We start from the raw sequence: 10,841 nt of genomic DNA on the forward strand, positions 1-10,841 counted from the left end.
TTCTTGGTAAGTTTCAAATAAAAATTTAATCAAGTCATCTAATATTTTTAAATCATGTGTAAGAAAAATTCCATTTTTTTTAATATATTCTTTGGAATAATTGGCATTTATTACTCTATGTTGTTTATTAATTCTTGGTAAGTTTCAAATAAAAATTTAATCAAGTCATCTAATATTTTTAAATCATGTGTAAGAAAAATTCCATTTTTTTTAATATATTCTTTGGAATAATTGGCATTTATTACTCTATGTTGTTTATTAAAAAACAATTCTAAATCATTGTACATTTTTCCACCTATAATAAATTATAACTATTTTTATTTAATTTGTAAAAATAAAAAATTTAAAAGAAATTAGTATCAAAAATCAACTAATTAACTGATATCTTTGATTTATTTATATATATTTACTTTTTTCCTACTTTCGGATAGGATGCCTATGCGAAAGGAAATAAAAATATGAAAAGTTGACTTGAAAAAAACAAATCATTTTTAATAGTATACTTAGTTTTATTACCAATTATAGTATTCTTAGGCTTATTGTTATGTGGATTAATTAATTGCTTATTAAAATTGCATAAATTAGATATTAAAATTGCATTAGATTATATTTATTTAAATCGTAATTTACTCTATTTATACTTAGGAATAGGAATTACTATTTTATTTACGTTTATATATTGAACAAAATTAATAACAAAATCAAAAAGTAAATATTCAGAAGATGTTAGTGATAAAACATTTGGTAAAGCAAGATTTTTGACTAATAAAGAGTTTAACAAAAAATATAAGTTAGTAAAGTTTAAAAACAGTGGTAAACATATTGGAGTAGTAATTAATTCTTTTGAAAAAATTAAAGGTGTTTTTAAGAAAAGAAAACAAATTTATTGTAATGTTGCAGCTGATAAACATGTGGTTACAATTGCCACTTCAGGAGATGGAAAGTCACAAGGACATGTTATTCCAACATTACAGTTATTTGCTAATTCAAAATTAAAACCATCAATATTTATTGCTGATGTAAAGGGTGAACTATTTGAATTATCATCAAAGCATTTAGCTGAAAATGGATATAATGTTATTGTTTTAAATTTAAAAGAGAGCGATGAATCAATTTATTGAAATCCTTTGCAACTTGCTTTTGAAAACTGAAAAAAAGGTTGTGAATTAGAAATTCAGTATCATGATGAAAGCATAAAAACTAAAACAAAAGAAATTAAATCATATTACAAATATCAAGAAGAAGCTAAAAAATATATTTCAGATATTTGTAGTACACTTGTTCCAATTAATGATGGTCAGGGAAAATATTTTGATGAATCTGCACGTGATTTAGCAAATGGAATTTTATTAGCAATGTTATATAAAATGAGAAATGATAAGATATTTGATCAGAATCGATTCAATTTAGCATCAATTTTACCAATTATAAATAATATTGAAAAGTTAAAAAACTACTTATCTTCACTACCTTTAACTCATCCAGCTCGAAATATGGCGGGTTCAATAATTGATAATGCCAAAGAAACAACAGGATCAATTTTAGGAACTTTAAAAACAGCATTAAGTATCTTTAATGATTCATTGATTAAAAACATTACATCACGAAATGAAATTGATTTTGAAAGTATTGTTAAAAAACCAACCGCTATTTTTGCGATTGTTTCACACCAGTCAATTGATAAGCATAAATTTGCTTCAATGTTTATTTCACAAGTATATAAATACTTATCAAATTATGCTGAAAAAAATGGTGGAACATTGAAAAAGTCATTTTATTTTATCTTAGATGAATTTGCTAATTACCCAAAAATTGATAATATGACAAACAAAATATCAGTATCACGGGGAGCAGGAATATTTTGGGATTTAATCTTACAAGATATTTCACAACTAGAATCAAAATATGGTGATAAAGATGCCAGAACTATTTTAAATCAGTGTCATGCCCAGTTATTTATTGGAACCGAAGATGATATAACTGCTGAACGTTATTCAAAACGGGCTGGAACAAATACTAAATTAATTAAAAATTATTCATCTAATGTTGATAGTAGTCATCCGTCCAAAAAAACTACTAGTTTTAATTTATTTGGCCCATCTAAAGCAACTTATAAACCAAATAGTACTTCAGCAAGTATTCAAAAAGTTGATTTAATTCCACCAGGTGATTTATTAGTAGTCCCTTTAGAACAAGGAGTATTATTTTCACACAAAGATTATGCATATAAAGTTAAATTATTACCAATGTGAAAAACTGATGAATGGCAAAAAGGTTCAATTGATATTATTCCAAGAGTTCCTTTATCAGAAGAAGAATTTGAAAAAAATCATTTTAGTAATTTATTAGAAATAAATCAAAATAATTTTACTTATGATAATAATTTTGTTAATAATGAATCTTTTGGTAAAAAAGAAATTAGAATTAAGAAAAAAGAACCGGTTGTTAGTCTAGATATTTTAATAGAGAGAAAAGAAGATATTCAAGATAAATTAACATTTTTACAACAGGATGAAAATATTTACTCGGATGTTCAAGAAGAAATAAAGAAATTAAGAGCTGAATTATCAGAATTAAATATTCGAATTAAATCATTTTAATGTATGCAATAAGTTCTTTTTCTGATACTATGATCTTGCGAAAAGAGATTATTAATATGCTAAATAATTTATCAAAACTTCAAATAGTGACTTTAAATGATTTCACAATGAATATAGTTAACTGATTAAACTCTAATGATGCTATTGAAGATTCATTATCAGATTTCTAAAATTTCTTATCTGAAAAAGATAAATTTAATGCTGCAAAGCAAAAATTAATTGGTAATACACTAGAAGAAAAATATATTGAATGAAATTGTTTGTATGAAGATAAAAATGGAAGCCACAATTGAATAGTTAATATTCATTCAGAATATTTGGGAAATATGGAACAAGAGGAATATTACAAATTAGTTTCAACAAATATTCCTTATATTTTAGAACAAATCAAAGAGATAAGGAATAATCATATTGATTTTAATAATTCACTATATAACATTGAAAAATATGATTTGGAAAATGAAGAACTTACTCGATAAGTTCTTTTATTTTATTGTGTGCTTTTTGTTTGCTTTCGGATAGGATGTCTATGCGAAAGGAGAAAAAAAATGTCTCGTTCAGCTATGGAATTAAAAATATATGTATATGATTTGAAAGATGTAGAATTAATTAAACAATTAATTATTAATAATAAAGAGAAATCAAAAAATGATTTATATTTAAAATTATTACGTAAAGGAGCTGAATTCGAATTATATAATGAAAATCAACATATTTTTGCTGGCCCAAATAAAAAACTTATTGAAACAACATTTAATAATAAATTAAATCGCTTTATTAAATATATGGATTTTCAATTTACGAATGTATTTAAATTACTTAATATGATTCAAGAAATATCAGTATTTACAATTAATGCGTTTAGTGATGAACAAGGAAAAGATTTAAATGCATTAAATAATCCAAAAGAAATTATGTTTCAAAAATTAGATTGAATGAAAAAATATGCGGAACAATTAGAAAAAGAATTTAATCCGTTTGAAATTAAAGATGAATATTTTAAATATGAAAAATAATGGAGGAGAGTAAAATATGAAAAAATTACTAGTATTATTATGTACAATTACAGTAACTACAATAAGTGCTACAAATATAGTATCATGCAATATAAATTCAACTTCAGGAGGAAACTGACCAAATCCAAAACCTCATCCAAAACCACAACCAGACCCAAAGTTAACTACGATTAGTGATTATTTTCAAGATTATACTCAGCATGCTTTAAATATAGTACTAGATCAAGATACAAGAAATAATTTTGATTCGAATGATATGAGTCAGCCAGATTCGCAAATGTTGTATTTTGGCCTTGAGGCAGATATCTACAATGAATATGCATTAGGATTGTATGATATCTATAACATAGTAAAAATAAATGATAAAGATAATTCAACAGATCAAGAATTGATTACAGTGTTTAATAATATTAAAAAAATAAATCAGAATTATTTTATAAATGGACAAGTACCAGAGAATCCAGTGCAAAATACTAAAGATTTGGGAGGTTTAATTAATTATTCATATGTTGAAACTGCTTTTGACAGTTATATTAATGATTTACATAATTCAGATCATACAATAATTAATAATTTTGTTAAAATTTTATTAGGAGATGACACTAATTTATCATTAGTAAGTATGGGAAGTTTATTTTATTATAATAAAGAACAGATTGCTATGAATGGTGCAAATAAGTGAATAGAGGGAACCTATTCAAAAGATGAATTTAATGCTATTGTTAAAGAACAAAATAAATTAATAGCAGATTGAGACAATTGATTTAGTACTCATTAATGCCAATAAAAAGGCATTTTTTATTTTAGCCTATCCTAATTAAAGACCCAAAATGTTATAATATATACAAGTAAAAATTAGGGCAAGTATGAGGGGCATATAAATATGAATATTATTAATAAACTTGGTAGTATCAACCCATATCAATTTTTTTCTGACATTAATGAGCAATTAATTAAAGATGGACTTATTGAAATTAAAAATCATCTATTAAAACGTGATGAGGAAATTTTTCTTAGTGATGAAACTAGAAAATTAGGTTTTAAGCCAAAAGGTTTTAAAAAAAGATGTTTTATTACGTTACTTGGAGATATTCAGATTAAAATTAGGCGTTATAAATTTTGAGATGCAAATGCATATAATAATAAAACAAAAAATTATGGAAAATGACGATTTAAATGTCTTTTACTAGAGGATTTAAAATTTGAAAAATATCAAAAAATTACACATGATTTAAAAGAATTAATATTAACTAATGTAGCTGATGGGAAAAGAATTAAAGATATTAATGATATGATTCCAGTTAAAAGTCTTTCATATTCTTCAATAGCTAGATTAATTAATAAATTGAATCTTAATTTAGAAAATGCAAGTAATAATTTTAGCAATAAAACATCATCAAAATATATTTATATTGTTCTAGATGATACTTTTTTATCTTTGAAAGAAAAAAATAAGAAGAAGAAATTTCGAATTCGAACAGCATTTTTTCATCAAGGTCATATATCAGAAGATGAAAGAGTCGGAAATTCAATTTTATTGAATAAAAAAGCTTATTGTAAATTATTAAGAACTGCTACAAATATTAATACATTAGAATATAGTGAAGAACTTTTCAAAGAAATGTCAAAATATTATAATATTACACCTGATACTCAATTTATTGTATGTGGAGATGGTGCTGATTGGATAAAAAATACTTCTCATTTTTTAAATGCAAAATATGTTTTAGATAAGTTTCATGCAATTAGAAAAATTGGAACAGTATTTAATTTAAAAAGTAAATATGACAAATTGCAGTTTAAGATTTGTAAAGGTCTTTTTAAAAATGGAGAATATACAAAATTAGTCACTCATTTAGAATACTTTAAAAATAAGTCTAATTTAATTAATAAACAAAATAATTTATTAAATGTAATTAAATACTTGAAAAAACGCAAAGATGGTGTCATTGCGTATAAATATGATTGATGTTTAAGTGCATGTGCGAAAGCATTAATATCGCATACAATAAAAGCACAATTAGGCCATGGGAATAAGATATATTCGTATGATTCATTTAGGAACATTTTAGCTTTACGTGTAGCAAAAATTAATGGATTAAACTTAGTTAAAGAAATTTTTAATGAAGAGCTTGAAAATAAAGATATTTCATTGAAAAATATAAAAATGGCTAAGTGAAATAATAATGCTAATAATTCATTATATGAACCTAAAAAGGGAGGGATTCCTGTAATGAATTATCGTACTACTGGTATTAGTAAAGTATTAAAAGAAATAACAGCAGTAAGATAGTAGTTAAAAAACCAGTAATTTTATTAAAAAAAGAATATTTTTAAAATATTCTCATTTTGGTATTCCCTTTTTTAAAGAAATATGTTTTAATAAATGTGTAAATAAGATACTTTTAAATTAAGCGGTTTAATGATTAACTATTTTTAAAAGTAGTCTAAAATTATTGTTGAACTGGTACCTAAAATAATATTCGAACGAAAAAAATAATTAATTGCCTAAATTTAGGAAAAATGTTAAAATATTTACACAAATTAAAATAAAATAAGGTTAAATACCAGAGGGAGAATAAAATGTTTAAAAATAAGCCCACATATGGAAGTAAATTTCCAGATTTAGCGTTGCTTGATACTGAAGAAGAACGCCGAAAATATGAGGAAGAAGTTAAAGAATTATCTAAACAAGAGCAAAAACGTTTTAGTTATTTGTCGCCAACTCAGCATAATGATTTTTCACAACGACGAATGTTTTGGGATAGTCCACTTGAACGAGTAGGGCGAATTTTTATCATTTTTGGACAGTTGATAGCAATTCTTTTAGCTTATTTTATTGGTCAAAAAGCAATTTTAGTTGCTTTAAGTAATTATCTTGATCCAAATATTAAAGTTTTTGCTGAGCTTTATGTTAAAGATCTTTTAAGTTATGGCTTCTTATTTCTTAGTTTATTATTTAGTTTATTATATTTTATTCCGATGGCAATGGCTCGAACTGCGGGTGCTATTTATGGATGAGGTATTGCATATATTATGTTAGCAATTTTATATTTTTTATTTGTTGAAATTTTATGTGCAATTTTATTGATTTTAGGAAGTATTAAAGGAAATCCGGCTGAACCAATTAATATTTGATTACTAGTTTTTATTGTTTTGGTTCTAATAATTACTTCCATTTGAATTATTGGAGCATGCCTCTTGATTGTTAAATCAGATGATGTTAAACGAAGAATTAATTTAGAAATTTAGGAGAAAAAAGAAAATGATGACACTTACAGAAAGATTAGAAGAATTAACAAAGCAACTACAGCAAAATGTTTATGAAAAAGAAGAAATTTTTAATTTAGCAATGTTAGCAATGCTAAGTGGTGAATCAATTTTTCTTTTAGGAAAACCCGGAATTGCTAAATCATTAGTTTCTCGTCGTTTAAAACATGCTTTTAAAAATGGTACTATTTTTGAATACTTAATGAATCGTTTTTCTACACCAGAAGAAATTTTTGGTCCAATTTCAATTGAAGATTTACAAAAAGGAGTATATAAACGTTTAATTGATAAATATTTACCAACCGCAGAAATTGTATTTTTAGATGAAATTTGAAAAGCAGGACCATCAATTCAAAATACTTTATTAACAATTATTAATGAAAAGATTTTTCGTAATGCTGGAGTAGATATTAAAGTACCAATGAAATTATTAATTTCCGCATCAAATGAATTGCCAGCAGAAGGGCAAGGCCTTGAAGCTTTATATGACCGCTTTATTATTCGTTATATTGCCCAAGGTTTAAAAGATGAGGAAAACTTTAATGAGATGATTGCTGGGGTAACTGAATTGGATGTAAAAGTTGATGAGGCTTTACAAATTACACATGAAGAATATGATGTGTGACGAAAAGAAATTAATAAGATTAAAATAACATCAGTAACCTTTGATTTCATTTCACGATTTCGAAAAGCAATGTATATTGCTACTGAAGGTGAATATTATATTTCCGATCGTCGTTGAAAGAAGATTGCTCATTTAATGAAAGCTTCAGCATTTTATAATGGTCGTGATACAGTTGACAAAGTTGATTGATTAGTAATTCCATATTGTATTTGAGATGATGAACAACAACAAGAAGAATATAATGCTATTTTTAATGAATTTTATTTAGATGCTTTAACATATGATGTTCGTGAAAAAAAGAATCGTTTAAGCAAAGAATTAGAAGAATTATCAGCTCAATATGAAGATATTCAAGAAGTTAATAGTCGTAAAAGTGAATATTTAGATGTTTTTGATGGAAAATTACAAGGAACATTTCATCGAATTTTTTGAAAAAATCAACAATATCCAATTTGTTTTATCCGTGTTGAGGATTTCATTGATGCTCGTCATAATAAAACACAACCAACTTTAATTGAATTATATTATGGCGAAGATTTAGATAATATGGCAGATGTTTTACAAACAGAGATTAGTTATGTTAATGATAGTACTTTTAAAATTATTAAAACAAATGAAGAAATTAAAATTGAAATTAAGAATTCAAAAGTGGATAATAATTCAAAAGTGGAAAAAAGAATTTTAGCTGTTGAACGGGAAATTGATAGTTTAACAACTGCTTTTCCTGATGAAAAGGAACGATTATTATCTTTAAATTGTCTCTTTTTTAAAGAACGTTTTATGTTAGCAGTTAACAATGCTTTTAGTGATAGTAAATTAAATTTTAATGAAGATGGGTTAGAATTAGAACATTTTTCAATCCCAGAACAAAAAATAAGTAATAATAATTTTGAACAATCAACAAAAAATTAAGTGGATAAAACAAGGGAGGATTTAACATGAATCCATATTTAGAGCAAAAAGCGGGAGTTCAATTAGCTAATAAGTTAACAGCATTAAAAAATACGGATTTAGTTAATCCAAAGTTTGCTCTGATGAAAACAACAAATCGTTGATTAAGTGAAATGTTTGATCAAGCTGTTAATAATTTTTATGATCACCAAATTGAAAATGAAATTATGAAAATTAAGTTAGACTCAAATATTGAAAAAGAAATTTATTTGTTTCATTGAATTAAAGTTAATGGTTATGATGGTTTAAAAAAGAATTATGCTTCAACACAAGACTTTTTATTTAAAGTTAATTCACCATTTTATGATCGGCTAAATTATTATCGCTATGAATTTAATAAAAAACAAAATAATAATCCAAATATGTTATTTCGTGATTTTATTGGAATTTGAGAATCAATTTTAATTAAAAGAATTAATGATTATCGTTTTGCAAAAATTGAAGAATTAAGAACAAAGTTTATGCAAGATTTATATAATAAAGTGGAAATATATAATAAAGCTAATAGTTTATTAAAAACAGTATGAAACTTTTTTGGTAAAATATGAAATCCAACAGAACTAAAAAAAGGTGTTAATATGTCAGCCATTGATAAGTTTGCAAAATTTTTAGAAACTAATCCAGCAATTATGGAAATTGCAACATTATTAGGACGTTTCCAAGGTGAAAGTAATTTAATTGAACAACGCATTTTAGAAGAAATTGTGATGGATTATGAATGAAAACCAATTGATTCTTCACCAGAAGAAATTATTGGGGCAACTGAGTCAAAGGATTTAGAACATATGTTAGCAGCCGAATTAGTTTTATTAAAAGATCCAGTTTTAAAATATATTTTTTATAAAAAATATATTGAGGGAAAATTAACAACATTTGAATTTTTATCACAAGATAAAGTTCCTAAAGAACAAATTAAATTACGGACAATTGAAACATATGTTCCCGAAGAAAAAGGACCAATCATTTTATCAATTGATACTTCTTCTTCAATGCGAGGTAGTCCTGAACAAATTGCCAAAGCACTTGCTTTAGCAATTGCAAAAATTGCTTTAAGAGAACATCGTCCTTGCTATATGATTAATTTTTCTAAAAGTTTAGATGTCTATAATTTATCTTCTTTAAAAGATTCACTCCCAAAATTAATTGAATTTTTATCAAAAAGTTTTGCTGGAGATACCAATGTTGAACCAGCTTTAGAACATACCTTAACAGTAATGGATAGTAATGAATATTTTAATGCTGATTTATTATTAATTAGTGACTTTTTAACTTCTGATTTATCACCTGAATTAATAACAAAAATAAATTTATTAAAACAACGTCGGAATCGATTTCATGCTATTGTAATTGGCACAATGGGAGCAGAAAATGTAGAAACAATTTTTAACAATGCTTGAATTTATGACCCACGTGATCCATTTGCTTCAGAACTAATTATTGCCTCGTTAACAGGCCAAATTGTAAAGAAATAACAAAATTTAAATTAAATAAAAGCAATTTTAGGACGAATGATAACTGCAAAGGAGATTAGCAAAAATATTAAGTAAGGATACTTTTAATTATTTGTTAGAAAATCAAAAAAAATTAGATGAGCACATTTTAACAAAATTTAAATTAAATGATGATGAAACATTTGAGAAACGAATTTTAGCTTTCTTAGTTGAATTAGCAGAATTTATTAATGAACAACGTGATTTTAAATATTGAAGTGTTAAACCAGCTTCAACAAAAGATGTTTTATTAGAAGAATATATTGATGGAATTCATTTTTTGATTAGTATTGGTAATAGTTTAGGAGTTGATTTTAAAACATATCAATATTGTAATGAATGTTGTAAGGAAAATATTAATTTGACGAAACTTTATTTAGATTGTTTTGCTGTTGCGACAGAACTAATTAAAATCAGACACCAGAAATTTATTTTAAAGTTTTAAATCAGTATTTAATAATTGCTGAACAGTTAAAATTTACTGAAGATGATTTACTTATCGCTTATAATAAAAAAATAAAATTAATTTTACTCGTCAACAAAATAATTATTAAAAAAATGTTTTATAAAAAATTATAAAACATTTTTTTAATTCGTATCAAGACTACTTTTACGATTTTCCTTAAATTCTTCTAATGTTTTAATAAAAATTGCCGCCGTTGGACACACCATTTGTGCTTCCACTAATTCCTTTTCATTATCAATTGTATTTGCGAAACCATCATCATCCATAAAAAATGTTTCGGTTTCATCAATCATAATACAGCTTCCACAAGAAATACATAAGTCAGTATTTACATATGTTCTTTTTTTTGATATATCACGATTTGCCATATTTATCACTCCATTATTTATTTACTATAATAATAACAAAAATTTTAATAATAAT

General features: G+C 24.8%; 11 protein-coding genes. 9 read left to right on the plus strand and 2 right to left on the minus strand.

Annotated features, from left to right (window positions below; translation table 4 throughout):
* Positions 1 to 110: 110 nt before the first annotated feature.
* The gene (locus C6B38_RS10125) at positions 111 to 287 is read right to left on the minus strand and encodes a hypothetical protein (protein WP_162475895.1); all 177 of its coding nucleotides are present in this window, start codon (positions 285 to 287) and stop codon (positions 111 to 113) included.
* A gap of 171 nt (positions 288 to 458) precedes the next feature.
* Between C6B38_RS10125 and C6B38_RS05560 the strand changes: the two genes are divergently transcribed.
* The 9 genes from C6B38_RS05560 to C6B38_RS05600 all read left to right on the plus strand — a co-directional run bounded on the left by C6B38_RS05560 (position 459) and on the right by C6B38_RS05600 (position 10,397).
* Positions 459 to 2,600, plus strand: coding sequence for a VirD4-like conjugal transfer protein, CD1115 family (locus tag C6B38_RS05560; RefSeq protein ID WP_105298945.1), 2,142 nt, complete (start codon positions 459 to 461; stop codon positions 2,598 to 2,600).
* A 260-nt stretch (positions 2,601 to 2,860) separates the two neighbouring features.
* The gene (locus C6B38_RS05565; RefSeq protein ID WP_105298946.1) at positions 2,861 to 3,079 is read left to right on the plus strand and encodes a hypothetical protein; all 219 of its coding nucleotides are present in this window, start codon (positions 2,861 to 2,863) and stop codon (positions 3,077 to 3,079) included.
* 69 nt (positions 3,080 to 3,148) lie between these two features.
* Complete coding sequence (locus C6B38_RS05570) at positions 3,149 to 3,616, plus strand: hypothetical protein (protein ID WP_105298947.1); 468 nt, start codon at positions 3,149 to 3,151, stop codon at positions 3,614 to 3,616.
* A 16-nt stretch (positions 3,617 to 3,632) separates the two neighbouring features.
* Positions 3,633 to 4,394: a hypothetical protein gene (locus C6B38_RS05575; protein ID WP_105298948.1), complete on the plus strand. Its 762-nt coding sequence runs from the start codon at positions 3,633 to 3,635 to the stop codon at positions 4,392 to 4,394.
* Positions 4,395 to 4,499: 105 nt separating this feature from the next.
* Positions 4,500 to 5,909, plus strand: coding sequence for an Mbov_0401 family ICE element transposase-like protein (locus C6B38_RS05580; RefSeq protein WP_105298949.1), 1,410 nt, complete (start codon positions 4,500 to 4,502; stop codon positions 5,907 to 5,909).
* A gap of 290 nt (positions 5,910 to 6,199) precedes the next feature.
* Entirely contained in the window at positions 6,200 to 6,868 is a 669-nt protein-coding gene (locus C6B38_RS05585; protein WP_105298950.1) for a hypothetical protein, read from the plus strand.
* Between the two features lie 13 nt (positions 6,869 to 6,881).
* Entirely contained in the window at positions 6,882 to 8,423 is a 1,542-nt protein-coding gene (locus C6B38_RS05590) for an AAA family ATPase (RefSeq protein ID WP_105298951.1), read from the plus strand.
* Positions 8,424 to 8,449: 26 nt separating this feature from the next.
* The gene (locus tag C6B38_RS05595) at positions 8,450 to 9,934 is read left to right on the plus strand and encodes a VWA domain-containing protein (RefSeq protein WP_233485570.1); all 1,485 of its coding nucleotides are present in this window, start codon (positions 8,450 to 8,452) and stop codon (positions 9,932 to 9,934) included.
* A 91-nt stretch (positions 9,935 to 10,025) separates the two neighbouring features.
* The gene (locus C6B38_RS05600; RefSeq protein ID WP_233485571.1) at positions 10,026 to 10,397 is read left to right on the plus strand and encodes a dUTPase; all 372 of its coding nucleotides are present in this window, start codon (positions 10,026 to 10,028) and stop codon (positions 10,395 to 10,397) included.
* 143 nt (positions 10,398 to 10,540) lie between these two features.
* On the opposite strand, the gene C6B38_RS05605 is transcribed toward C6B38_RS05600, so the two are convergent.
* The gene (locus tag C6B38_RS05605) at positions 10,541 to 10,786 is read right to left on the minus strand and encodes a ferredoxin (protein ID WP_071937013.1); all 246 of its coding nucleotides are present in this window, start codon (positions 10,784 to 10,786) and stop codon (positions 10,541 to 10,543) included.
* Positions 10,787 to 10,841: the final 55 nt, after the last annotated feature.

This window comes from Spiroplasma sp. ChiS, assembly GCF_002968355.1.
In the GTDB taxonomy this organism is placed as follows: domain Bacteria; phylum Bacillota_I; class Bacilli_A; order Mycoplasmatales; family Mycoplasmataceae; genus Spiroplasma; species Spiroplasma citri.